Raw genomic sequence first — 26,908 nt, 5'->3', positions numbered from 1 at the left:
GCAGTTTACTTATCCTGATTCTTTTTAAGACCAGCAATAATCTCTTCAAGAGTTTTTGGGAAAGAATACACTCTTGGTTGACCATCCACTTTACATACAGGGCACTCGTGACGAACTACATTCTTCGAACCTCGATTGTATACAATCACATTTCTGACAGGCAACTCCAGTTCTTCCTTATTCCATACATAGAAATTTTTGATACAACACCAAGTTTCAGGAACTTCCCAAGTCAGATTCGGACAATCATCCACATTCACGCAATTCAAATAATAGGGTTTCGCAATATTCTGTGTTTGTTCGTCACCGTACTCAACCACCTTGTCCCCAACAAGTTTTTTATTTCGGTATTTAACAGTTTGATCTATTACTGTAAAACCTGCATGATTAGAAAAAGTTCTCAACTCCGTATTTTTAGAAAGATCTAAAATAGCAAACTTAGTACAATTCGTAAACGTACCATCTTTTACTTCTAATATTTGATTACTATTCAATGACAAGACGCAAAGTTCGGGCAGCTTCGATAAGTCCGGTATTGCTGTCAATCCACAATTATCCAAGCTCAACTCTATCAATGAAGATGATGCCATCTGTGGGAAAGAATTTATTTTATTATCATCCAGAATCAAGGTCAATAGTTGATCTGACAAACCGTTCACGACTTCTTGAGATACTGAAGTTATCTTATTGTTAGCCAAAGATAATGTACGCATTCTCGTATTTGCTATTTCCGGAATAGAAGTAAAACTACAGTTATCAAGGAACAAACCACCCATATATGTATTATCACCACGATATTTAGGTAAATTGCTCAATCCCTGGTTATCGCAGAAATCAAAAGTTGAAACCTTCTTCATTCCAAAGATATTTTCCGGTAGAGAAGTTAGCTTTGTATCATTCATACGTAACGAAACAACCTTTTGCCATTTTTCAGCCAGTTCTTTCGGAAATTCAGCAATTTCATTTCCACTGATTTCCACATCACGAACTTCCGGAAGTTCACTCAAACGTATAGGCAACTCTGTTAATTTACTATTAATAACACTTAATGAACGCAGATTCTTCATCTTCTCAAAATTCTTTGGGAAAGCTTTAAATCCTGTATTCATAATCATAATTGAATAAAGTGGCGATTTATCCATATTATCTGGTAACTCTTCAAACTCCGGAATATCCATAATCTGAATTCCTTCAAGAGTTGGGAATAAGCTAACCGTAGCAGGTAACTTCTTCATACCCGGGAAAGTCTTTCCGTCAAAGATAATACATGCCAAATAAGAAATTTCTCCATAATCATCTACTTCAAACTCCAAATTCTCCCATGTTAACAAGTCTTCATTTTCTACACGCCAAGACTTCGGCCATTTTGTTGAATCATTCCCAAGTGCTTCGGCACAAACGCCGAAAAGCATATTACGAATTTCGTTATTGATATATACAAAACGGATTGAAACAGGAAAATAGAATGTCTGCATTACACCATGTTCGACCGATAATGTATTATTATCATCCAAATACGCTTCCTGTACTTGCACACCTTTATTATTATAAGCAGTATACTTCACCACCTTATAATCTCCATTTTCCAATCGTACTGCAGAAGAAGTCAACGAATCAATATCTCCAATCAAATCAATAGTCGGAAGTGTAACCTCCTGCCCATCTTTTTCTAAAGTTACTTTCAACCGCGCCATATCCTCTAATGTTGAGATTGTATATACTTTATTGCGCACGAATTTGAAAGTCACTTCCCCCTGCCCTTCCGGTAGGGGAGTTACTCCATTATTATCGTCATCCGAACAACCTACAAATATAGTTGCACAGAACATCAAACAGAGTAAAAGTGTATTCTTTATATATGTTGTCATATTTACCATACATTATTAAATTTAGTACCCCAAGTCTCACCTCTCAACTTGTAATATCTCCAATGACCATTCAAGGGTACAGTTTCAATATCTTCTTTAGTCAAAGAAGGCAAATTTAAAGCTGTTGTTATTGCATCCTCGTCTTCATCATCCGGACAAACACGATTATTTGCTCCTTCAGGGAACTCTGACATCTTAGCAGGTTCATTGCTAAATCCGGCTAACTTACCTAAATTATCGTATCCTTCCTGATTAAATAAAAGAATAAACGGATTCCAACAAGCTAATTTAGGATGCCACAAAATCCAATCTGGTAACTTACCTGTAAACCGGTTCAGATTTAAGGAAAGCATTTTCAGATTCGGCATTATATTATGCTTGCCAACTCCTCCTATATATCCCATATCCGGAATACTTCCGTAAAAATAGTTATAGGAGAGATACAGATATTCCAAATTATCCATTTCAAAGATTTCCTTAGGTAAATTTCCACCCATACCAATCGTTTCCAAAGTATATTTCTTCGGAATATCTGTCTGCAGATTTAACACAGAACCACTTACCCGGTTACCACCAAAATTCAGATATTTCAAGCCGGTCATTCCTTTCAAAATATCCATTGGCAATTTTAGGAAATTATTACCATTCATATCCAATTCTTCAAGCTGAGTCATATTTTTCATTTCAGGAGGGAATTCACTGATACCATATCCCATTAATGACAAACTCTTCAGATTTTTCAATGTTGTAATCTCCGGACCTAACACAATTTTCTTTGTAAAAGCATTAGAGTTTCCGACAGCAGAGAATGATTCCAACTCAGTCAGATACTTTATTTGATAAGGAACTGATTCCTTTGTATCAAACATAGAGAATCGTAATGAAATCACACGTACCTCAGTACTATCTTTATCGATATCACCATAACTATAATGGTAGGTACGTTCTTCTGTCTCCACATTATTCCAGTGAGTAATAGGACGGCTCGTAACCCATCCTGATCCATCAAGATTTAAAGTACGGCTCATAGCAAGTAAAGCCAATGAATCACCTTCACGAGACGGAATGATAAGAGGAGCCTTTTCTTGTGTAATAGTTACAATTTTCTTTAAAAGCTCTTTCTGGATTTCTCCGGCACGAGTTATAGGCTTTCCTGTCTGATTAAATTTTATCTGTGCAGAACGTACTTTATCAAACTCTGTATAAGTCTTAAATCTAAAACGGAATTTCTGCTTACGAGGAATTGTCGTTGAAGGAGTATATTTAGATTCTCCCTCCAAAGTAAGCCAGTCTAAATCTTCAGGAGCAACTACTTCAAATGCCACATTTGAAGTAGCTTCAATATCAATGTAAGATTTATCCAATTCCGCATAAGAAGGAATAGTTACTTCTTCACTAGTTAATTGTATAGTCGGTTCATATCCCATTTGATTGATAGCTACCTCAACACTTTTACCACTTTCCGAATAGAAAGTAATTTTCCCATAACGTTCTTTATACAGATACGAAGAGTCAGCCTTAATAACACAAACGACACTACCTACTCCATTAGCCGGAGTCAACATACACCAGTCATTCTCAGATATTGCTGTCCAAGTTTCGTCAGTAGCTACCCTTATTTCAATAGCTCCTCCATGATTCAGAAATCCAACTTCAGTCTGATCTAGCGCAAAACCTGTCACGGTAGCCTCATCATCATCTTTACAGGAAACCGTCAGTAGCAATGTGCCAGCAATCATTGCCAAGCACATTGTTCTCATATTTTTAAATAAACAATTCATAATTATATGTTTCCTTTTTACTATTTATTTATATCCAAATCCAAAATCGAACATCCCCAAATAGTTTGATTCGAATCAAATCCTAATGTATACAGCCCACTACCAATCTTCGAGCAAACATCGCTAGGTATAGTCATTTCAATATTTGGATTTTCAGAGACATTGAAAGCAGTTACTAATGTAGGATATGAATACTCTTCTATTTTTTGAATATCATTATAAGATATATCCAACAAGCGTAAAGTTGCATAAGCCGGATAAGTAGAAAGACCAGTCGGCCAATTCTTCAAACAGCGTATCTCTTTTTTATTGCCACGATTATCCTCAACTATATCTGACTGGTCTGTCAAATATAGTTTATTCAACAATGGCAAAGTAAACGCCTGAAGCGGAAATACACTAAAACAATTGTAACTCAGATTCAATCCGGAGACATAGGCCATAGTACGTGTATCAAATTCTTTCGGTAAATAGCGTAAACGATTTCCTGACAAATCTAAAGCCTCCAAAATATCCAGATTTTTAAATGATTCCGGTGGTAAAGAGTCTATCTCACAGTTCTGAAGTACCAAATGACTTATCTGAGATTTAGTTTCAGACAGTTCTTTCGGCATCATCCGACACAGTTTTTTTCCTGAACCAGTTTTATAACCTTCACCAAGCGGATTTTTACTCAAGGTTAGAGTTTCTGCACGGATACCTAAAAATCCTTCTTTAAAATGAGTGATATGATTATCTGAGAAATCGACACTAGATGCAGTATACTTGCTCTTTGCACCATCTTTAAATAGATTAGGGAATTCTGTCAGACAATTATTAGAAATAGAGAATTTCTCAATATCATCTGTTTCACAAAAATCATCTGCAATAACCTCAATCTGATTGTGATCAAAGAAAGCTTGGACTGGAGCAAGCCTGCGTTTCGTACCATCCAGTTTCTTCAATCTATTACTAGTGAAATCAATCAAACCAATCTTTGTCGCATTAGCTAACTCTTCCGGGAACTTTTCCAGTTTACAAGATGTTACATAGAGTATTTGTAATACCTTATTATTACTTTTTACAAATGCATTCAAACCATTATATAACTCGTCAGCTTCCATTGTTGCATTACAACTGAAATTCAAAGAGACAACACTTGTCATTTTAGTCAATACATCCGGAAATGTTTTAAATTGACAGTTATAAAATTCCAAATCTGTCAAAGCAGGCAAATCTTTCAACGCTGTGGGCAAATCACTCACACGACCGTTTGCTACATACAAATAAGTAAGTTGTTTTAAATTTCCGATAGTTTCCGGAATAGAAGTAATACGATTTGAGAGGCTTCCCTGTGCAAAATCATACGTTTTTCGAGTAGCCAAAGTAACTCTTTCCGGTTTCTTGGTTGTATAAATCCTTGACGTTGAAGTAGAATGTAATATTGCAGAACGTTCCTTAGCAATCTCCATACGACGGGCACAGATATCAATGCCTCTCCGACGAAGTTCGTACGTATTCAATACATAATACATATCTTCTGTATTTTCTATACTAGCTGCATCATTATGAGTACCTAACCACAATGCTTCAAGTTCCGTCAAATCACCCAAAGCATCAGGAACTGCTCCTTCCGGATTAAAAGAACCTATATCTAATGTTTTAACACGTCCTGTATTAGATAGTTCCACTCCCGGCTGATTGCCCCATTCGTCAATAGGACGATCGGCAAAACGCCAATTGGCTCCTGCAGGGAAAGACTCTCCCTGATATTTCCAATTCGGACCATCCATATTTATCCAGATATTGTACAAGGCAAGATAGTCCTTTATAGAGCGCATATTCTCCGGATAAGTTACAGTAAAAGACGCTTGGGTATACATAACCGGGGCAACATTGACATAAGTATCTTTCAAATCACCAGCCAACAACATATTAGTGCGTTTATCACTATACAACATATAGCGAGTAATTTCATATTCACCAGCCTCCCATGTAGAAACAGTATCAGTATGCAGACATTTCTCACCCTTTTTTGTATATACTTTAAATGAATGATAATCAACACGTTCACTAGAGCCTTTCTTTTTATAATAAAGATCAACTTCCGCTATATCATCATAACTAAATAGTTCTGGATCTTGATCGAATGCTCTGGTTACTCCTTGGTTTGCTTTATCTGTTTCTTCCTTATAATTAGAAAGGTCTTTAAGAATATCAAAGTAAACCTTCCCATATACAGAAGATTTTACTTGAAGATTGACTTCAGTCACATGCCCATTAGATATAGAAAAAGGAACAACCTCATCCAAATAAACCGTCATTAACATTTCGGGGGTTTCCGCACCAGGTTTAGCCGTGCCATACAGAATATAACTTTGCATTTTATATTCTCCAGCACGTAGTTCCAACTTTTCAGATTCTAATCCTAGTTCTGCAGCACCTTCTGCAGAACTTAAATTCAAAGACTGAGTCACAGGTAAATCTCCATATAACATGGATACCTCTACCTTCCTAACATTGGAGAGACTTAGTCCTCCTGCGCGTGTCGCAGTCGAAGTTTGTGGAGCAACCATCAGTTTTAAATATCCTGCTGTGCCATTGGAAGATATCACATCATCATCCGAACAGCCGGCAATCAATACCAAACAGAGCATTGCCGTACACAATCCATATATTTTTCTTAATAGATTCATTATTTTATTTAAACTATAACGTTTTCTGAATTAATTTGCAGTTTGGACTAATGTAAAATGAACTAATACATATCCTGGATTTGTTCCATCATTCGCAACAATAGCATACGTATATTGACGTTCCTCTCCGGTTTTGTTCTCTCCAACCTCAAATACTATCTTCTCCTCAGATATGAAAGTACCAGTACCCCAATTTATAAGCATAGGTGAAATAGTAAAATCATAATCATCTTCCTTATTCAGTACCTGATGATCCTCAATAGATAAATCCTTACCAACAATAAAACTAGGTTGAGCAGCTTCCATGTCTAATCCTTCATAAGAATACTCATATTTTTTACCTGCCGCCGGTACATTTATTACAACGTTATTACCATCTAAGCCTTCACACCAGAATTGGCTAAAATCCAACTTTTTGCCTTTTTGACCGATAATAAGCATATTATCTCGAAGCCCTTCTCGCAATTCATCATTTCCATCAAACAAAGAATATACATCAGGATATTCTGTTCCAGAAACTATGAATATAGCACAGAAACGATCTTCAAGCGGTGTTGGATCACTCCATTCATCCGTTCCACGCTCACCCACACTAAATATAGAAGTTGTTTTACCCAGCTTAACACGAGTAAGTTCCGACTCATTATGGTTCATCCACCAAATCTCACTAGTATATACTCTATCCATATTAGCATCATATTTAACAGCATATATTGCAATGTCATCGGCGTCACTAGCTGTAATTTCAACTTTCATATCACTAAAAGATTCTTCCTGATTAGTCCAGGTACCATCTGCATTAAACATAAAATATGGATACATATCTGAAGGATCATTATCCTTGAAAACTGAGCGATCGTAAGTTACATATTTACCACCGACTCCTGCAAACTCAATTGGTAATTCTATATTATCCAACTTAGTATCAGTTGTAGCATCTTTGAAAGTTAAAACAGCATTCAATTCATCTGTGTCAATTTCACTATTTTTTAGAACCAATTTAATTCGAGTAGAAACAGGCAAAAATTTAGCCGATTGATTATCCCCCAGTACCTCAACAGATTCAACAAATTCTGGTTTTTCGTCAAAATCCCATGCTACATTTGAATATACAGTAGCAAGACCTATATACTCACCATCTCCATTTTGATTAATCAATTCTACTTTATCCACATCAAATGTCAAAGATGGAGTAATTCCTTTAAAGTCCAATTGATAATCGACAGTAGCAGGTGTACGAGTTGCTGATGTATATTCAAAATGAGCCACAGCACTTTGTGCCCCATATTTTCCAGTCTCATAAAGTTTATCAAAATCAGCATAGAAAGTCACTGTATAAGAACCATCTTCATTAGCATCCGCTGCTTTTGAATAGCTCAGCCAACTCTTATCTGTGTTTACAGTCCAATCATAATTACTTGTAACATTTACAGTCGCAACAAAAGCTTTACTATCATCACTTATTTGAATATTATCAAAAGTCTGTCCGTTTTGACTAGCGCTTGAGAAAAACAGAATAGTACCTTTAGATGCCTGCTTCACAGAAATAGTTGCTTCTTTTCCTGTACTTTTATCTTTAATGGTAATTGTAGCAGGGCGAATATCAAAACTTTCATTCTCATGAATAGTTGCTGTAAGAGTGATATCACCAGCAGATCCTGTTAATTTATTCAACTTCAACCAAGTAGCACTAGAGGCTGCTGTCCAATCACTACCAGCTGTAAAATTAATATCAATAGTAGACCCTTCTGATAAACAGGTAATCTTATCAATAGTATTCAATTGAATGCCGGAAGCCGAGGAACTACCACCTTCATTTTTTTCATCGTCCCCACATGCTGCAAACGCAACCATTACTACGCATAAAGCGAGAAGCTGACGCAAATAAATCATTGTCGTTTTCATATTATCTATATTTAAATTAGTACTTATTCAATTTAAAAGTCGAAGTATAACTGGAGAAACCACGTGTTGCAGCTCCATTGTTATTATCAGCTTCTTCATCAGCATCAATACATTCGAAAATATACTGATATACACCGAAGCTACCGATTTGCGGTACATAAGCCTCGAGAATCAGCACAAAGAAATTATCGAAAGTATTGAAATAAGAAGGATATTGTTCTACCGAACGTACCCATACATATCCATAGTTACTTTCACGGAAAGCCGCTTGTTCAGGAACCGTTATTCTCAAGTCCAAAGGATCTTTCTCATCAAAAATAATACGAATTTTTTCTGAAGACGATTCACCAAACATATCCGTCAATATCAGTGTATGATCATCTTTCTTATATCCATGAGCAGAATATTGTCCCATACTGCTATCGAACGGGAAAGAAGCAAGCATTATCAGATTCACCTTGTCGTCCTCCTTCTTTATTTTCAAGAATTCATTCATCTTGAACGGAGGACACTTCACTAAATCCACACGTGTAGTATTCCCATATAAATTCCATTCCTGTGCTTTAGGTTCAACTAAACGTAAACTTACAACCAGACTATCTTCACGTGCAATGTTTGTATAATGTCCTTTCAAACTGACATTTGCGACACGCTCACCGGCCTTTATCGTTATATTATTAGAATTATCAACGAAATCGAAATGGAGTCCACGAACAGCAGTTGATTTTTCATTGACAATCTCTACAGCGTAATTGCGGTCATAATCGGCTGTTGTAGTAGCAGCCACCGGCACACTAAAGGTTTCTTCCTTATCCTGTACAGGCATCGTATAAACCGTATCAGAGAACATCACATATTCAGGTCCCGAATATGTAATCCCTTCATCCGACTGACAAGCTACCATAATAACAGCCGCTACCGGAGTCGCCAACAGAAGATTCAAAAATTTCTTCATATACATTTAATCTGTTATATGTTATGATTAATTATTACTAGCATTACCAACCACCAAACCATTGGTTGCTTCTATCTCATGTTTTGGAATAGGCCAAGTAGTGAAACGATACTTTGCATCTGTATATTTCACTTCCATTTCATTATTATAAGGCCCTTGTAAACTGTATAGTTGCTTCTGACGTTTGATAGGATCATGCCAGCGTTTCAAGTCGGACAGGCGGAAACCTTCCAAATATAATTCACGAGCACGTTCGTTCTTTATTTCCTTCAGCAAATCATCACCGGAAACACCTAATGAACCAAAGCCACTGATGCGCTTACGCATTACCGAAGAGAGGTCTTTCTGAGAATTTTCATCATCATTCAACCAATAATAGGCTTCTGCACGTACCAAATAAACTTCCGAAAGACGAAGAGGTTTCGGCATATTAACAAATCTGGGGATATCTCCTCCATCAAGATCTGTATTTCCCGGGTATTTGGTAATGAGATACACTTCGTCACCATTTACATCTTTTGTTGGTGTGCAAAATATAGAAGCACGCTTATCATTCTCATCATATAAGTCCAAGATTGCTTCTGCAAAATGATATCTGGGATTATAGGTCGAATTATTATACGACAATAGTTCTTTTCCTAATGCACCACCATAACTAGTAGAACTCATGCCTATTTTCCAAATAACCTCGTCACTTGCATCACGCATCCACATCACTTGATAATCCGTGTAATATTTAGAGTCAATAACAAAAGCATTATTGATTGCATCCGAAAGTTCATACACTCCCAACTTAATCACTTTTGTAGCAGCTTCTACTGATTTCTTCAAATATTCATTATTTCTATCACGCTTTAAATCCCCCATTCCCATATACATATAGATACGTGCACGAAGAGCATATACAGCTCCCTTACTGAAATAATGACTATCAGCCACTGTACGTGAATCCGGTAAGTTATCTTCGGCACTCTTCAAATCACTGATAATCTGATTATAGGATTCACGCAAGGTAGAGCGTTTTACCTTCGGAACATCATCCCGATAAGTAGTAGGAAGACAGATACCCATATTTTCCGTATCGGCATTTACCGAAGTCATCGGTTCACAAAACAAACGGATCAGTTCTGCATAAGCCATGGCACGTGCAAAATATACCTCGCCCAAACGCTTTTTGAAATTATCTTTGTCGGCAGTCGTTTTCAAATTAACCTCTACCTGATCCTTATAGTCAAGGAAAAAGTTACAACGGGCTACAATTGTATAAAGTCCATTGTATACAGCAATTATCTCATCTGTTGTAGACTTAATATCCCATTGATAAATATTAGTATAGAATCCATTATTAGTATTCAAAGCAGCATAAGCCATATCCGCCTGAATATCGGGGAGCAAAGTCATGTAGCCACTATATAATGTACTATTTTTAAATGCACTATAAATGCCCACCACCCATGCATCGCAATCGTCTATCGTACGCAATGCCTCATGTTCAGGAACGGCACTATCTGGTGTCAAATCCATATCACAAGAGGTCGTAGTAAACACCAGCGACATCAATAAGAATAGTATTTTTACTTTTTTCATTTTATGTATTATATTAATGTATAGAGAAACGCCTAGAAACCAACTTCTAATCCAATAGAGAACTGACGTGACATCGGATAAGCTGCCTGATAATAATTAGCAGTAGATTCCGGATCCATGCCTTGGAACTTAGTCCACGTAAATAAGTTCTGGCCTTGTGCGAACACTCGTACGCGATCAATAATCTTAGTAGGTTTCAGTAAATTCTTCGGTAACTCATAAGATACACTCAAATTTTTCAAACGAAGGAAAGAAGCATCTTCCAATATTCGATCATCAAATTGCATCGGGACATCATAACGGGGCATTGTTACCATATCACCCGGCTTCTTCCAACGATCAGTCAACAGTCTTCTTGACATATTATAGCTCGAATAAACCGCTGCATTCTCACTGAAGTAACGGTCATTATTCATCATATAACGATCTGCGACCCAACTAAACAGCGCGGAAACAGTCACACCTTTCCAAGAAAGTGTAGTACCGAATCCTCCTTGCCAGGGAGCATTGCAGCTTTTACCTATCAGTACCTTATCCTCTTCTTTAAATTCATTCGTTATTTTTCCATTTTTATCATACCAAAGTGCATCACCATTAGCCGGATTTACACCGGCATAACGATTCAGATAGAATTCGCCATACGAATGTCCGACTTTAAGGTAAAGAGCAGTAGAACCCAAATCGTACTCATCACGTCCATCATACAATTCCGTGATTTCATTCATATTATAAGATGCATTTGCAGAAATATTCCAACGAAAATCTTTCAATCGAAGAACATCGATATCAAAAGAAAGATCGACACCACGATTGACCATTTCTCCCATATTGCTCCAACGGCTTGTATAGCCACCCACTGCCGATACAGGTACTTCCATCAACATATCATTAGTCTGCTTATTATAAAATTCTGCAACCAAATTTAGTCGATCAAAGAAACCTAATTTTAAAGAAATATTGGTTGTTAACGTTTTCTCCCAAGTTAGTTTTTCGTTCCCTTTAGAATAAGGAGCTATACCTGTCATATCAACATCATTAACAATACCATAAATCGGCCCTCCAGCAACCAGTGCAAGATGCTCATAAGCAGGAATTGATGAGTTACCAGAAGTTCCGATACTAGCAGCAAGTTGAGCATTTGTCAGCCAATCCACATTCTTCAGGAACTTTTCTCCTTTGGCATTCCACATACCTCCCACTGACCAGAAATTAGCCCAACGAGAATCTACACCAAATCGTGAAGAAGCATCACGACGTAAAGAGATATCAGCATAATATCTACTCAGATAATTATATTCAGCACGTCCAAAGAATGAAAGATACCTTGCCTCATTCATTGTATCGGTGTAACTCTCCGCACGTGCAGCAGTCGACATTGTCAACAGATTATCATTGCTTTGTCCACGAGTGACAACAGAGAATCCATCAGACTGGTTATCCACCCATTCCTGACCGACCATGACATTAAAATGATGATCTTCTTTTATATCAAAGAGATAAGTTGCCGTATTTGACCATGTTATATTCGTATAACGTGAGAAAGCGCGTCCAACAGTTCCTTCACCGTAATTAGGTAAATAGGATGGCATTGAAAACATATTAGTACGCATATCTAAAAAGTCAACACCTCCCAATGTTTTGATAGTTAACCCCGGTATCGGACGAAGTTCACCATACGCCGAAGCTATTATTTTCCAACGATTTTTATCTGAAGGATTACTATTCTGGTACTCCAACGGGTTCACATTCGTTCCCAACCAAGTGCCATCATTTATACTTGCAACAGCTCCCGTACTGGCGTAAGGATTCCAATATGGAAGCATAAAACGGGAAGCTGAAATTGGAGTGACAGTATTATAGTCACCATCAACTGCTTCACTATAATCTTCATAAGCAAAAGAAGCATTTGTGCCAACCTTGAACCATTTATTCACTTTTGCTTCTAAATTAGCACGCAAAGTATAGCGCTTATAATCTGAATTCAAAGCGATACCGTCCTGGGAATGAATATTACCGGAAACATAATAGTTGAATCCTCCTTGCGTAGCACCACCTGCTTGTAAATCAATACTAGTAAAAGGAGCGGCATCATTATATACCACATCACGCCAATCAATATTGGTACGTTCCAATAATTCACGATCATACGTACCCGCCTTTCTTATACCGATTTCTTCTTCATAATTAAGGCGTTCAGTTGTATTCATCAAATCCCATTTTCCATAAGCCAGTTTAGAGATACCATATTGTGCACGAGCCACAATATTTCCATTCGTACCGCTTCGGCCACGCTTCGTTGTGATTACCACTACACCATTGGCAGCACGCGCACCATATATAGAGGTAGAAGAAGCATCTTTCAACACAGAAACACTCTCAATATCATTGGGATTGATTGCTGAAAAAACATCAGCAGTAATAGCAATGCCATCCAAAATAAAAAGTGGAGTTGTTCCCGCATTAATAGAATTCACTCCTCGAATCTGAAAGTCGGCAGATGCACTAGGCTCACCACTACTGGAAATTACCTGAAGTCCCGGCGTTTTTCCCTGTAAAGCCTGATCGAAACTAGGAGCTGGTACATTCTCCAACTGATCGGCCTTTACTACCGCCATGGAACCGGTTATAGTTCCTTTCTTCCGAACACCATAGGCTACAACTACAACCTCATCTACCTGCTGTGCGTCACTCTCCATCTTCAAATCGAGACGAGTAGAAGCAGTTACCTGCTTCTCTATCGTTTTCATTCCGATGTAAGAAAACTGCAAAGTGGCGGGAGATTTCGTCACTTTAATACTGTAATTACCATTTACATCGGTAATTACTCCGTTTGATGTACCTTTCTCTGCAATCGACACGCCAATCATCGGTTCGTTATCTTCCGATGAAATGATATGCCCAGTTACCTGATACCCACCCTGTGCAAAAAGCAACAGGGGGATATTTGTCAGAGTAAAGAGTACAAACAAGAGAATTGATTTTCTCATCTTTGATACTTAAAATTAAAATTAATGAAATTGATTTATTTTTATAGATTCATCTACTAATGAAATACGTATATGGTATCTTTACGTATAAAATAATACCTCCTCTCCCACAGACCAATTTTAAAGCATAACTTTTCATTGACCTTGGGCAGAAATACTTTTTCTAAAAATAGAATGGGAAAAAACTAACTTGGCTGATTTTTAATATTACGCCAAATATCCGAATAGATTTTTCGTGTTACTGTTGTGTGAATCGAATGTATGTCCATCTGCTCTCTTAAATTATAAATTCAAAACCAATATTACTTGTTCCGTTCAGGTGCTAAGAACTTCCAATTACGTTCTATTTGGCTACAAATATAAATATTATAGTTAAACAAAAGAAACAAAAAGTCGCAAATTTTATACCAAATTTCCACTTATATCTTTTTAACACTAAACAAAGCCTACATAGAATACAAAAGGCACAAAAAAACAAGCTTATCGTAAAGGGTACACCCATTAGCTTTCATTTTGACAAGCGTATTAATTGTCTAAACAACAGTATTATAGTACATACCAAGGACCTCATTGAGAGGATTCACCATAGAAAAGATAAATATTCAAAACTATTTTCCTATTTTTGCACTCATTATATATAAAAAGGTATAAGATGAACTACGGATTCGTGAAAGTAGCAGCAGCCGTGCCACACGTGAAAGTGGCCGACTGTAAATTCAATGTAGAGAGAATAGAAAGCCTGATTGCAGTAGCCGAAGGAAAGGGAGTGCAAATCATCATTTTCCCGGAAATGAGTATTACCGGATATACTTGCGGCGATTTGTTCGGTCAACAGCTTTTGCTGGAAGAAGCAGAAATGGGATTAATGCAAATTCTGAATAACACGCGCCAATTGGACATTATTTCTATTGTTGGTATGCCGGTAGTTGTCAATTCGACGGTTATTAACAGCGCAGTAGTTATCCAGAAAGGAAAAGTACTAGGCGTTACCGCCAAAACTTATCTCCCTAACTATAAAGAGTTCTATGAGCAACGTTGGTTCACCTCCGCGATTCAACTAACAACAGACAATGTACGCCTATGCGGACAAATTGTTCCCATAGGAGCTAATTTGCTTTTTGAAACTTCAGATACTACTTTCGGAATTGAAATTTGTGAAGATCTATGGTCCACGATTCCTCCCAGCTCATCGCTAGCTTTACAAGGGGCGGAAATCCTATTCAATATGTCGGCAGACAATGAAGGTATCGGAAAACACAATTATCTGTGTTCTCTCATCAGTCAACAGTCTGCACGCTGTATCGCAGGATATGTCTTTTCATCTTGCGGTTTCGGAGAGTCTACTACTGATGTAGTCTTTGCCGGGAATGGATTGATTTACGAAAATGGAAGTCTGCTTGCACGCAGTGAGCGATTCAGCATGGAAGAACAGCTTATTATCAGCGAGATTGATGTAGAACGTATACGCGCAGAACGTAGAATCAACACAACTTTCGCGGCTAATCAAGCTAATTTAAGAGACAAGAGAGCAGTTTCTGTGGCAACAGAATTTGTAAACAGTAAAGAACTAACCCTCACCCGAAGTTTCCATCCACATCCATTTGTACCACAAGGGAAAGAACTAAACGAACACTGTGAAGACATTTTCGCTATTCAGGTAGCGGGATTGGCACAACGGCTTGTCCACACAGGAGCCAAGACTGCCGTAGTAGGAATTTCCGGTGGATTGGATTCAACGCTTGCACTACTTGTCTGCGTGAAAACGTTTGATAAACTAGGATTATCCAGAAAAGGAATTCTTGGAATCACAATGCCCGGTTTCGGAACGACTGACCGCACCTACCATAATGCTATCAACCTGATGAAATCATTAGGAATATCTATTCGTGAAATTAGTATTAAAGACGCTTGTATTCAACATTTCAAGGATATAGACCATGATATAAATGTGCATGATGTCACTTACGAAAATTCACAGGCACGCGAACGTACACAAATCTTAATGGACGTGGCCAATCAAACCTGGGGAATGGTAATAGGTACAGGAGATTTATCAGAACTTGCTTTAGGATGGGCAACATATAATGGCGATCACATGTCTATGTATGGCGTTAACGCAAGCGTCCCCAAAACACTCGTAAAATATTTGGTACAGTGGGTAGCAGAAAATGGTGTGGACGAAGATTCAAAAACCACATTGCTTGATATAGTGGATACTCCTATCAGTCCGGAACTGATTCCGGCAGACGAAAACGGAGAAATCAAACAAAAGACGGAAGACCTAGTCGGTCCTTACGAACTACACGACTTCTTCCTTTATTATTTCCTACGTTTCGGTTTCCGCCCTTCAAAGATTTATTATCTGGCAAACATCGCATTCAAAGGTAATTATGATGAAGAGACAATCAAGAAATGGCTGGCTATCTTTTTCCGCCGCTTCTTCAATCAACAATTCAAACGTTCCTGCTTGCCTGATGGCCCTAAAGTAGGCAGTATTTCTATCAGTCCGAGAGGGGATTGGCGAATGCCGAGCGACGCAAATTCAGCCATGTGGCTTAAAGAAATAGAAGCTTTATAGGCATCCTATTAATAGGCTTGTGCCACCCCATTGGCACAACTGTGCCAACGGCATGGCATAGTTGTGCCAATGCGATGGCACGGTTGTGACAGCGCGGTAGTACAAACAGGGTACTAGTACGATCCTCCAACAGTCATCACTTCTCTTTTTATTCGTTCAATATCAGCTTCCCTGATTCTTCTAATAATGTTTTTATAAATACGATGAAAGCCAAAGCCTCCGTCAGTCATTTCACGAATTGCATCTTCTTTGGAGATATTCTGGAATATAATACGGTAAAGAGCACACACGGCTCCTGTGCGGTCAGAGCCATGATGACAATGAATGACAATGGGCGATTTACGATTCTTTATGATGCGCAATGCAGTTATCAGCTGTTCCTCATCTACCGAGTGCGCTTTCATCTTTACTCGATGAAGTTTCACAGTCGTTCCTGTCGCCTCATCATTGTCACTATGTCTATTACGAAGATTAAGAGACTCCCCAATACCATATTTTTCGAGAGCTTTAAAGTCCGAGTGTGAAGGTTGTTCGGAACGATATACACCTGAATCTATCTTATATAAATTATTCAGTTTACTATCGGGAAGAGTAATCTTCTCTGCTTTCAGGTTTTGACTAAAAAGAGAAATAGAAAAGATTACTCCCCAAAGTAGGCTTAACAGGATTCGTTTCTGCATAAGTCTGTGTATTTAAGAAATCAGAGTACCCCTTTGCTGGAAGGAAGTTCAAAATGATAGATATCTCTCTTGATTGCCATTTTCAAGGCACGTGCAAGGGCTTTAAAAATTCCCTCTATCTTATGATGCTCATTCTGCCCTTCTGCTTTGACATTCAGATTCATTTTTGCAGCGTCGCTCAATGACTTGAAAAAATGAAGAAACATTTCTGTTGGCATCTCTCCTATTTTCTCGCGCTTAAACTCAGCATCCCATACTAACCAAGGGCGACCACCGAAGTCCAGACAAACTTGACAAAGACAATCATCCATAGGCAGTGCATAGCCATAGCGCTCAATCCCACGCTTACTACCTAAAGCCTGATTAATACACTCCCCTAAAGCAATAGCAGTATCTTCGATAGTATGATGTTCGTCTACCTCCAAATCTCCTTTTACACGAATCGTTAAATCCATACCGGAGTGTTTTCCGATCTGTTCAAGCATGTGATCGAAAAAGCCAAGTCCGGTGGAAATATCGCAAATGCCGCTTCCATCAAGGTTCAAGGCAACATAAATATCCGTTTCTTTCGTTGTACGACGAACCTCTGCTTTTCGTTCACCGGCAAAAAGGAACTCGGCTATCTGATCCCAGTCTGTTGTTGCAAGTGCACAAACATTCTCCAGTCCTTTTTCTTTCAAGCTTTCTGTTGAGTCCTGCAAATAAATGGCACGACATCCCAAATTCTTAGCAAGTTCCACGTCAGTGGGACGGTCACCAATCACAAAACTTCCGGCAAGATCGTAGTCAGGATTATCAATATACTTTGTCAGCATTCCGGTACGCGGTTTACGGGTCGGTGCATTATCCTCGGGAAAACTACGGTCAATCAAAATATCATCAAACGCAATCCCCTCTCCTGCCAATGTTTTCAACATCAAATTATGAGCAGGCCAAAATGTTTCTTCCGGGAAAGATGAAGTGCCCAGTCCATCCTGATTAGTAACCATTACAAACTCGAAATCGAGTTTACTGCGGACAAAGCCCAGATTACGGAATACTTTCGGGTAAAATTCTAGTTTTTCCAACGAATCGAGCTGATAATCAACAGGCGGTTCAATGACCAATGTACCATCTCTATCTATAAATAATACTTTCTTCTTCGTGTCCATTATCCTTCATATTTTCTAAGAGCAGCCAATAACGTATTGTTCTCTATCCGGGTGCCCACTGTTACACGCAAACAGTTACAGCAAAGTGAAACCGAATGGCGATTGCGCACGATGATACCTTCACCTACAAGATAATTATATATTTTCACCGCATCCGTCACTTTAACCAGAAAAAAGTTCGCATCAGACGGGAACAGTTTGATGGTGCAAGGTAATTTCTCAAATTCTTCTTCCAGATAATCACGTTCTTCCTTCAACGTTTTAACCCAACGTTCTATTTCATAATGTTTATGCAACATAGAAATAGCTTGTTGCTGAGTCAGTTGATTGACATTATAGGGATATTTGATTTTGCTCAGGATACCGATTATTTCTACTGACGCAAATGCCATTCCCAAACGAATGGCAGCACATCCCCATGCTTTGGAGAATGTCTGGAATACAACAAGATTCGGGTACTTATCCAATTCTTCCAGAAAAGAAGGTGCATCGGAGAAATCACTATATGCCTCATCCAGTATTACCAATCCTTCAAACTCGCGAAGGAGTGTTTCTATTTCAGACCGAATCAAATCGTTTCCTGTCGGATTATTCGGTGAACAAAGGAAAATCAGCTTGGTATGTTCATCGGCAGCTGCCAATAATTTATTTGCCGAAAACTGAAAGTTATCATCCAACAGCACTTTCCGGTATTCCACATCGTTCACATCGGCACACACCTGATACATTCCGTAAGTAGGGTCGATAGCGACCACATTATCTTTACCCGGCTCGCAGAATGCACGAAATACCAAATCAATAGCCTCATCACTGCCATTTCCCAGAAAAATATGTTCGGGAGACACTTTCTTTATTTTCGACAGCAGTGTTTTCAGTTCACACTGCATAGGGTCCGGATAACGGTTATGAGGTGTATTGTACGGATTCTCGTTTGCATCCAAAAAGACAGAAGCCGTATAACCTTTATATTCATCACGAGCCGAAGAGTAAGGTTTCAACTTCCAAATGTTCGGGCGGGTTAGTTCTTGTAACGTTTTCATCAGCAATACTCTTTTAGTTTTCAGTTATTACTTATTAATTGCTTTAAGGCGGATAGTGACGGCATTCTTATGTGCGTCCAAATGTTCATTGGCGGCCATTTCTTCGATAGCCGGACCGATGGTCCTTATCCCTTCCGGAAGGATTTCCTGGAATGTAATCTTACGGATAAAGCTATCCAGACTTACACCGCTATATGCTTTCGCGTATCCATTAGTCGGCAAGGTATGATTGGTGCCGGAAGCATAATCGCCCGCACTCTCAGGAGTCAAAGCACCTAAGAAGACAGAACCGGCATTAGTGACCCGTTCGGCTACTTCCATATAGTTTTCCGTTTCCACAATCAAGTGTTCGGGAGCATAAGCATTCGTGAGTTCCAATGCTTCATCGATATTTCTAACCAGAATTAGTTTACTGTTTTCCAACGATCTGGAGGCAATTTCACGACGAGGCAATTCAGCTAATTGACGTTCTACTTCAGCCATAACTTCCGTTTGCAGTTTCTCGGAAGTTGTAATCAACATAGCCTGGCTATCCACTCCATGCTCTGCCTGAGACAATAAATCCGCAGCTACAAAAGCCGGATTTGCCGATGCATCAGCCAAAACCTCTACTTCCGATGGACCCGCAGGCATATCAATAGCTACATCACGCAAGCTGACCAATTGTTTGGCAGCTGTCACATATTGGTTTCCGGGACCGAAGATCTTATATACTTTAGGTACGCTTTCTGTTCCATAGGCCATAGCAGCGATAGCTTGCACACCACCTGCTTTGAAAATCTTGCTCACTCCCGCCAGTTGAGCAGCAAAAAGAATAGCCGGGTGAATATTTCCTTCTTTATCAGGAGGAGTACAAAGTACGATCTCTTTGCATCCTGCAATTTTTGCGGGAACAGCCAACATCAATACGGTTGAGAAAAGCGGAGCAGTTCCCCCCGGGATATAAAGCCCGACTTTCTCAATCCCCACTGCTTTCTGCCAACAGGTTACACCGTTCATCGTTTCTACCTTCTTTCCGACAAAGCGTTGAGCTGAGTGAAATGTTTCGATATTCTGTTTAGCCAAAGAGATAGCGGCTTTCAATTTATCACTCACCAATGTTTCGGCTACCCGTATTTCTTCAGGAGTAACAACAAGTGAGGACAAGGTTACTTTATCAAAGGTTGCTTCATATTCGAGTACAGCTTTATCACCTTCTGCCCTTACCTTGTCTATAATGGAACGAACTGTGTCAAATAGACTTTCCGTATTCAGTGCCGGACGTTTCAAGAGTTCCGTCCACTGGTCTTTTGTAGGGTATTTAATTACTTTCATTCTTCAGCATAGATTATTTATTTCCACGTATTTTACACGATCATCTTTTCAATCGGCAATACCAGAATACCTTCTGCGCCCAAAGCTTTCAACTTTCCGATAATCTCCCAAAAACGTTTCTCGTCCAATACTGTATGAACCGAACACCAGCCTTCCTGCGCTAATGGCATGACAGTAGGACTTTTCATACCCGGCAAGACGGCAATAATTTCTTCCAGTTTATCCTTCGGAGCATTCATCAATACGTATTTCTTATCTTCTGCTGTTTTCACCGCATTCATGCGGAACAGTAATTCATTCAACACTTCTTTCTTCTCATCGCTCATGTTCTTGTTACCAATCAGTAGAGCTTCAGATTTCATGACCACCTCCACTTCTTTCAAACGGTTGCTGACCAAAGTAGAGCCGGAACTTACAATATCAAAAATAGCATCAGCCAGTCCAATGCCCGGAGATACCTCTACGGAACCGGTAATAACGTGAATTTCTGCATTCACGCCCTTTTCCTTCAGGAAATTACGAAGAATAACAGGATAAGAAGTGGCAATTTTCTTTCCATTAAACCATGATAATCCCGGATATTCCAAATCTTTCGGCATAGCTAGTGACAAACGGCATTTGCTGAATCCCAAGCGTTTAATGATTTCAGCATCTTCTTCTTTTTCCATAAATTCATTTTCACCGACAACACCCAAATCGGCTACACCGGTAGCTACTGTTTGTGGAATATCATCATCACGAAGGAATAATACTTCAATAGGAAAATTGGAAGACTGCACCAACAAGGTACGTTTAGTAGTACTCAACTTGATATCCGACTCTTCTAAAAGTGCCATTGTCTCTTCAAAAAGACGTCCTTTGGCCTGTACTGCAATTCTTAACATGATCTTATTTAATTATTTATTATTAATTACTATTCGAATTAAGGGAATAAAAAAAGGCTTACCGTATTCGGCAAGCCTTTGTTATCGTTATATAGAGTATACACAATATCATCTATGCCCACCGAGTTATTCGTTAGGAAAATGATGATGATGATGTGTAGCTGTATATTTCATATTTCTTTTATTAACTGCGACAAAAGTAAAGCATTTGTTTCATACTTCCAAACATTTATCACAAAAACTTGAGTTTTTATTTCAAATTAAAGGTAGTATTTCTTCCGGCTCTACATCACAGTGCAAAAAATGCATTTCGCTTTTCGCCTTTTCCTGTGAGAAAGTAAAGTAGGTACAAACTGCCTCCGTACATACTTCATTATCCTTATTATATAGCTTAGCTTCGATGATAACAATGTTTCTTTTTATTTCCTTGATAGCAGCCCGCAGTACAACGTGAGAATCTTTCGTATCGACAGACTTCCGGTAACGAGTTTCCATTTTAGAAGTTACTCCCGTTGTCTGCAATTTACGCAACACAACCCAAGCACAAATTTCATCTAATAAAACAGCTTGAATACCGCCGTGCAAAGTGTCAATCCAACCCTGATATTCAGGACGCGGTTTCCAGATACTCACGATTTCGTCACCGTCTTCATAAAATTCCATTCTTACTCCGGCTTCGTTATTGGGAGCACAACCAAAACAATTGTATCCTTCCAAACCTTTCCAAGGATTTATTATCTTCTTCATAATTCTCTCCATTATTTAGTTTTACTTCCCAAATATAGGCAAAATATGAAAAAGACGAATCATTTCCATAGATTTACTTTCGGATACAGCGGATAGAAAAAGCCTTTCTTTCAACAGCTGATGTGGCCGTTTCCATAGTATTTGCATTGCTTTTCAAAAAAAAGACAGATTCAGCCATTTCCGTATTTGTATCATCCAGTGTCCAATATCCTAAAAACTTGCCTTCTAAAACACTTAGATCCGGATAAGAATACATTCCTACAGGAAGTCCGTTAAAACCTGAATCATTGTTAACGGGCAACACTTCTGCCCCGTCTATAGATACCCATTCACCCGATTTCAATAAAGAAACATCCCCTTTCAGGTAAGAATTTAAGATATTCCAGTCCTCCCAATTTGGAATATTCCAATGGAGTGGCAAGAAATCAGGAGATAATGCTACACTAGCGGTATAAAGGTAATTATTTGTACAGGATAGCAAATACCCGACAGCATTTTCAGTAACTTCATTCAATTTCGGAATTTCATCACCATTCGCAAACAAAGCTGCTTCCAGATTATTCCGCATCCAATACTGTGTTCCGATTTTCACCAACGGATAATTATGAATTACTCCTCCACGTACATCACGAGCCACATCATCTAATGCTAATACCTGTAACACATCATCTGCCTCTGTTATTGACAAAGTAACTTTTCCGTTTGCCAATACATAAATATTATTATAAACAGGCAAAGTCCCGGCAATATAAGTCAACGAATGCTCATCTATATTCCACGACACTTTACCACCATGCACCTTACCAGATTGCCCTAGAAGTTGAACTACCACTCCTTGAGATAAATCAGCAGTAGCATCATTCTTCATCGGATAAGCAACTATTGCCTGAGAAGAAAAGTCTGGAGTCACCAGATATTCCTTACATATTTCAGCCACCTGTTTTCCTGCGTTCAAGACTTTATATACATTCGATTTTGCAAACGTCAATTTCGACACATCTATATATTTATGAAGATTTTCCGATTCGGCATGATCAGTTTCATCACCTTTCCAATCGCTAATTTCTCCACTAACTTTGTTCATCAAAATATCCTCAGCAGCTACAAAAGTTATTTCCAGCTCTCTTTGTTTGCCTTCCTGCAAATTCAGAGTTGAAGGTAACAAGCTAATATACTGTTTGCCTTCAACTTCCAGCGTCACATACTGATATCCGGCCATAACCTCTTGCGGTATCAAGATAAGTTCTTTCCCTATCAACTTCTTTTCAGCCTCTATCTGCCATACTCCGGCCGGGATAATAACATTTTCTTCCGAATAATCGGAATAAGACTGTTTCTGAAAATCATATATTGCTTTTGTATAAAAGCCACTAACCGAAAGGTGGGGATCAGCTGCCAATAAATCTTCCACATTGCCACCTTCACCCGGCACAATCGCTATCTTCAGACGAAAAAACTTATGATTATAAGTCAAAGGAATGGCATCTATGCTTGCAGAAACACCGTCTCGGATAGCAACCAAAAAATCTGAACGAGAATAATCAGCAGCAACCTCTTGATTTGTTTCTACTGATACCGACATCGTGCTCTCTCCTATCGCCACTCCCTCTTGCCGATAAGGATAATAGCTCACTAAATTAAGGGTCACTCCGTCATCCGGATAATATACCAACTCATCCGACAGAAACTCGCCTCCGGAAGAACGAACAAAATGAAGATTATCTACATAGCGTTCCTCCTGCATTGTAGTGGAACCCGCAAGTGCGAATAAACCGACTCCTTCTCCTTCTTCAAAACTATTACCGACAATACGAGTATTAGTCAATTCATGTATGTCAGTTACAAACTTCAATGGAATATTTCCATCAGCAATTATCGCTTCATTTTCTTCCGAAATGTGGTTCACACAAGCAGTCAGCAAGATAGAGAAAATAGCAAAAGAACCTATGTTCTTGGGTAAATAATGAAATACTTTCATCTTATTTTTTATTAATTTCCCATTAGAAATCTCTGATAGAACAGAAAGAATGACATAAGAGAAAGTATTAGCTTGCGGTTATGAGATACTATACAACACGTCTGTTGCAACTGTAGAATCTTGATTCCAGCACTTCATTTTGAAATGCAAGGGACGAAAGTATACATTATAATTCAGTTAGAGAATATTTTTATTTGGAAAGTTTTATATTTTTATTTAAATACTAAATAATCAATAACTTACAAAAAACTGATATATGTCAGAGATTTCCTACTTCACCTTATTATATTAGCAATCTGATGATTCTCAAAAAGAATAACCGACCTCTACCCCTGCAATATGCTTACCTCGCGAAGATTCATATTGATAACAATAAAAAGCATCAAGAGACCAGCGCTTAGTTAAATCAATCTCTATTCCGGGACGATACCTTAAACGAGCTGTCCGCCAAAAAGGTGCATCATCCAAACTTTGATAAATTTCAATAGAGAAATAAGGTGAAACAATTCCTTTTTGGGGAGCATATCCCAACTTCAGCCGGGAACGTAAACGAGTTTCTGATTCTCCACGATCAAAAGTCTGCTGAAACCTTTCCCGCAAAGACATTTTGAGCCATTGATAACGAAAACTGGCCGTAGCTCCAATACGATAACGGTGTCTGAACTTCCACCCTATTTCACCTAAGTTCCGATAATGCGTTTCATAACCAATCTCAAATTTCAAAAACGAAAAGGCACGGTAATCACCTCCGACAGAAATTCCCCAACGGTCAATCGCACTCATATCATCTTCCGTTCTCAATTCCAAATCACCGGAAACAGCAAAGCGGGAGTCAATCTTATGATTTACTTTGAATTTAGTCCAGGTTGTGAAATCATTATCTTGTGCGATCATGGCAGAAGTTGTACCAACAACCAACAACACAAACAATAAAACTCTAATAATTATAAATTTGCTACTCATTGATTTTCGGGTTAAAGTTGCAAAGATAACAAATTATCCTCGGCAAAGAAAAACCATGATACTGAAATAATCCTGAAATAGCATTAGAATGTTCTTTTCAAATATACCATGTCCGTCAACAGTTTGCCTTCTTCATAAATCGGATGGTCGTAATTGTCGGTAAAGAAATTCTCTACACGGTGGGAAATGGTAAAACCGCAATGTTCGTAGAAAGATATGGTAGAAGACACATCTCCTGTACCAACCAACATTTCAGTACACTTATCCTGATAATGCTCGAATAGAAATTCAATTAAACGTTTCCCGTATCCCTGACGTTGAAAAAAAGGAACAGTAGCAATATTCTTGATTTCATAAATGCCTTCCCCTTCACGGGTTACTACACAGGCTGCTTTCAATCCGTTGTCATACAGAACGAACATATCGCCACGTTCCAAATACCGGTCTACCATACTTTCTTGTTCATCAGCCAAGAGTAACAATTCGAGGAATTCTTTCTTATCTGAAATTACTTTCTTTATCTCCATGTTTTTAAATATTGAATAGCCCTTCTCGCAAAGATATAAAAATATCACAGTGCAAACAAAAACACCATATAAATAAGTATATCTTTGTAATATGAAAAATCAAAAGCAGAAACAACCTTGTACTATGTGAAAAATACCATTAAATAAGAGCACCGAAAAATTACGGAATGGAATTTTTTACGATGCATAATGACAGATGAGGAGTTTACAAATATTAAGTATGAGTGTATAGGGAATATTCATACAACCGCCTATTATTAATCATTTTTTCTATGTTCCAAAATCGTATTCATATTCTCCAAGGCCCACCCTACTAATCCTTCAATATGAGGAATCAGAGTCCCTCCCGTATCCGTCAAGTTATACTCTACACGAGGAGGTACTTCCGCATACACTTTCCGCTCCACCAATCCATCGGATTCGAGTGTACGAAGAGTGACCGTCAACATTCTCTGAGAAACATCTCCTATTGTCTTATGAATGTCGCTAAAACGCATAGTACCATTGGCATTCAAAGTGATAAGCACCAGCATCGACCACTTATCTCCCAAGCGGCTGAGCACATCTCTAACTGGACAATTTCCTGTCGGGTGAAAGTTTTTCATCTTTTAACGTTTTGTATTTAACTGAATTACAACAATAGTTACTTCCATGTAACTTCCTTATTCAGAGGTGCGTTCTTGCTTTTCTCAACAAAGGAAGATACGATACATTTGCATCACAAAAGTAATAAACTTACTAATAATAACTATTGTTTCATTTAAATAATTATGATTATGGCAAAGAAAGTAGCAGTTTTAGCAGTAAATCCGGTAAATGGTTGTGGATTATTCCAATACCTGGAAGCATTTTTTGAAAATGGCATTTCATATAAAGTATTTTCCGTATCGGATACGAAGGAGATTAAAACAAATTCAGGAATCAGTCTGACAACAGATGATGTGATTGCTAATTTGAAAGGACATGAGGATGAGTTTGACGCATTTGTTTTCTCATGCGGAGACGCTGTACCTGTATTTCAGCAGAATGCAGACAAACCTTATAATATAGATCTAATGGAAGTTATCAAAACTTTCGGAGATAAGGGCAAAATAATGATCGGACATTGTGCCGGTGCAATGATGTTTGACTTCACAGGGATAACGAAAGGTAAGAAAGTGGCTGTTCATCCGTTAGCCAAACCGGCTATCCAAAACGGAATAGCTACCGATGAAAAATCAGAGATTGACGGTAACTTCTTTACTGCACAGGATGAAAATACTATTTGGACAATGTTACCACAAGTTAT

General features: G+C 38.4%; 19 protein-coding genes. 2 read left to right on the top strand and 17 right to left on the bottom strand.

The window, feature by feature from the left end:
- Nucleotides 1-5 precede the first annotated feature (5 nt).
- The 7 genes from BHV72_RS18805 to BHV72_RS18775 are packed head-to-tail and all read right to left on the bottom strand — an operon-like array spanning nt 6 to nt 13,758.
- Nucleotides 6-1,868 carry a leucine-rich repeat domain-containing protein gene (locus BHV72_RS18805; RefSeq protein WP_286857483.1) on the bottom strand — a complete coding sequence of 621 codons (1,863 nt, stop codon included), beginning with the start codon at nt 1,866-1,868 and terminating at the stop codon, nt 6-8.
- A gap of 2 nt (nt 1,869-1,870) precedes the next feature.
- Nucleotides 1,871-3,628: a BACON domain-containing protein gene (locus tag BHV72_RS18800; RefSeq protein WP_055170547.1), complete on the bottom strand. Its 1,758-nt coding sequence runs from the start codon at nt 3,626-3,628 to the stop codon at nt 1,871-1,873.
- Between the two features lie 41 nt (nt 3,629-3,669).
- The gene (locus BHV72_RS18795; protein WP_122264102.1) at nt 3,670-6,324 is read right to left on the bottom strand and encodes a DUF4458 domain-containing protein; all 2,655 of its coding nucleotides are present in this window, start codon (nt 6,322-6,324) and stop codon (nt 3,670-3,672) included.
- Nucleotides 6,325-6,354: 30 nt separating this feature from the next.
- Entirely contained in the window at nt 6,355-8,229 is a 1,875-nt protein-coding gene (locus BHV72_RS18790) for a BACON domain-containing protein (RefSeq protein ID WP_022043326.1), read from the bottom strand.
- A gap of 16 nt (nt 8,230-8,245) precedes the next feature.
- Nucleotides 8,246-9,184: a DUF4984 domain-containing protein gene (locus BHV72_RS18785; RefSeq protein ID WP_022043325.1), complete on the bottom strand. Its 939-nt coding sequence runs from the start codon at nt 9,182-9,184 to the stop codon at nt 8,246-8,248.
- Nucleotides 9,185-9,211: 27 nt separating this feature from the next.
- Nucleotides 9,212-10,771, bottom strand: coding sequence for a RagB/SusD family nutrient uptake outer membrane protein (locus tag BHV72_RS18780; protein WP_122264101.1), 1,560 nt, complete (start codon nt 10,769-10,771; stop codon nt 9,212-9,214).
- 32 nt (nt 10,772-10,803) lie between these two features.
- Nucleotides 10,804-13,758, bottom strand: coding sequence for a SusC/RagA family TonB-linked outer membrane protein (locus BHV72_RS18775; RefSeq protein WP_022043323.1), 2,955 nt, complete (start codon nt 13,756-13,758; stop codon nt 10,804-10,806).
- 652 nt (nt 13,759-14,410) lie between these two features.
- Between BHV72_RS18775 and BHV72_RS18770 the strand changes: the two genes are divergently transcribed.
- The gene (locus BHV72_RS18770; RefSeq protein WP_122264100.1) at nt 14,411-16,336 is read left to right on the top strand and encodes an NAD(+) synthase; all 1,926 of its coding nucleotides are present in this window, start codon (nt 14,411-14,413) and stop codon (nt 16,334-16,336) included.
- A 113-nt stretch (nt 16,337-16,449) separates the two neighbouring features.
- On the opposite strand, the gene BHV72_RS18765 is transcribed toward BHV72_RS18770, so the two are convergent.
- The 10 genes from BHV72_RS18765 to BHV72_RS18720 form a co-directional block, all read right to left on the bottom strand.
- The gene (locus tag BHV72_RS18765) at nt 16,450-17,016 is read right to left on the bottom strand and encodes a phosphatase domain-containing putative toxin (protein WP_122134515.1); all 567 of its coding nucleotides are present in this window, start codon (nt 17,014-17,016) and stop codon (nt 16,450-16,452) included.
- 20 nt (nt 17,017-17,036) lie between these two features.
- Nucleotides 17,037-18,167, bottom strand: coding sequence for a bifunctional histidinol-phosphatase/imidazoleglycerol-phosphate dehydratase HisB (hisB, locus tag BHV72_RS18760; RefSeq protein ID WP_005677769.1), 1,131 nt, complete (start codon nt 18,165-18,167; stop codon nt 17,037-17,039).
- Nucleotides 18,167-19,207 carry a histidinol-phosphate transaminase gene (hisC, locus tag BHV72_RS18755; RefSeq protein WP_005677767.1) on the bottom strand — a complete coding sequence of 347 codons (1,041 nt, stop codon included), beginning with the start codon at nt 19,205-19,207 and terminating at the stop codon, nt 18,167-18,169. The genes hisB and hisC overlap by 1 nt, the downstream gene beginning before the upstream one ends.
- Nucleotides 19,208-19,234: 27 nt before the next feature.
- A complete protein-coding gene (gene hisD / locus BHV72_RS18750) occupies nt 19,235-20,521 on the bottom strand; it encodes a histidinol dehydrogenase (protein ID WP_286857472.1) in 1,287 nt (428 codons plus the stop codon).
- A 32-nt stretch (nt 20,522-20,553) separates the two neighbouring features.
- Nucleotides 20,554-21,405 (bottom strand): ATP phosphoribosyltransferase, encoded by an 852-nt coding sequence (gene hisG / locus BHV72_RS18745; protein ID WP_005677765.1) that lies wholly within the window; start codon nt 21,403-21,405, stop codon nt 20,554-20,556.
- A 255-nt stretch (nt 21,406-21,660) separates the two neighbouring features.
- Entirely contained in the window at nt 21,661-22,152 is a 492-nt protein-coding gene (locus tag BHV72_RS18740) for a PaaI family thioesterase (RefSeq protein WP_005680538.1), read from the bottom strand.
- A gap of 73 nt (nt 22,153-22,225) precedes the next feature.
- A complete protein-coding gene (locus BHV72_RS18735) occupies nt 22,226-24,130 on the bottom strand; it encodes a fimbrillin family protein (RefSeq protein WP_022043317.1) in 1,905 nt (634 codons plus the stop codon).
- 306 nt (nt 24,131-24,436) lie between these two features.
- Nucleotides 24,437-25,093, bottom strand: coding sequence for a DUF2490 domain-containing protein (locus BHV72_RS18730; protein ID WP_022043316.1), 657 nt, complete (start codon nt 25,091-25,093; stop codon nt 24,437-24,439).
- 83 nt (nt 25,094-25,176) lie between these two features.
- A complete protein-coding gene (locus BHV72_RS18725; protein WP_022043315.1) occupies nt 25,177-25,620 on the bottom strand; it encodes a GNAT family N-acetyltransferase in 444 nt (147 codons plus the stop codon).
- Between the two features lie 257 nt (nt 25,621-25,877).
- Complete coding sequence (locus BHV72_RS18720) at nt 25,878-26,225, bottom strand: winged helix-turn-helix transcriptional regulator (protein ID WP_005677760.1); 348 nt, start codon at nt 26,223-26,225, stop codon at nt 25,878-25,880.
- 171 nt (nt 26,226-26,396) lie between these two features.
- Between BHV72_RS18720 and BHV72_RS18715 the strand changes: the two genes are divergently transcribed.
- The coding region (locus BHV72_RS18715; RefSeq protein ID WP_286857465.1) for a DJ-1/PfpI family protein at nt 26,397-26,908 on the top strand (512 nt) is incomplete at its 3' end.

This window comes from Bacteroides sp. 43_46 (assembly GCF_001915455.1).
Classification (GTDB): domain Bacteria; phylum Bacteroidota; class Bacteroidia; order Bacteroidales; family Bacteroidaceae; genus Bacteroides; species Bacteroides caccae.
Note: the sequence above shows the minus strand (reverse complement) of the source record. Positions and strands in the feature narration are given on the sequence as shown.